At 54.1% G+C, this 689-nt stretch carries 1 pseudogene; it reads left to right on the top strand.

The window, feature by feature from the left end:
- Positions 1-400: 400 nt before the first annotated feature.
- Positions 401-689 (top strand): annotated as a pseudogene (locus QQJ79_RS15675) (NADP-dependent oxidoreductase); the annotation flags it as partial.

The raw sequence follows: 689 nt of genomic DNA, 5'->3' as shown, positions 1-689 counted from the left end.
GGCACCGGCTTCCGCTTCGGGGGAGAAGAAATCCTGTACCCGGCTCCCCAAAGTCCGGAAGGGCTGGAATACATCCGTCCACCAATCGGCCTGACGACGTGCTGGTGTGGGTGAGACCATTTTCATTCCCTCCATCTCTGGATTTTATATCCGCTCAGGATTGGGATATTAGGAAGTTCGAATTTTCATGTCTTGACAAGAGTCAAGTTTCGGCTGTTCCGGGGCAAATTTTCACAAAAAGGCAAAGACCGGACCCAAACGGGCCCAAACGGAACAAAATGGAATAAAACGTGGAAAAAAGGGGTAAAAACGCGCTTTTTTATAGTTTTAGAACGATCGCTCTTGATCTCGGTCCGCAAACAGGCTTGGATGGCATATCAGGGAAATAAAGGATAGGAAAATGACACCCATGAACAAGCAGTATCGTCTGGCGGCCCGTCCCGTCGGGACCCCGAAAGACAGCGACTGGTCCTTTACCACGGAAGAAATCCCCACCGCCGCCGAGGGCGAGGTGGTGGTGCGCGTTCACTATGTCTCTCTGGACCCGGCCATGCGAGGCTGGATGAACGATGCCAAATCCTATATCCCGCCGGTGGGGCTGGGCGAGGTCATGCGCGCCGGTACCGTCGGCGAGGTGATCGCCAGTAAAAATCCTGCCTTTGCGGTGGGGGATCATGTCACCGGGTATC

This window comes from Brevundimonas denitrificans (assembly GCF_030160755.1).
Classification (GTDB): Bacteria; Pseudomonadota; Alphaproteobacteria; order Caulobacterales; family Caulobacteraceae; genus Brevundimonas; species Brevundimonas denitrificans.
The sequence above is the reverse complement of the archived record's forward strand: the minus strand, read 5'-3'. Positions and strand labels throughout refer to the sequence as shown.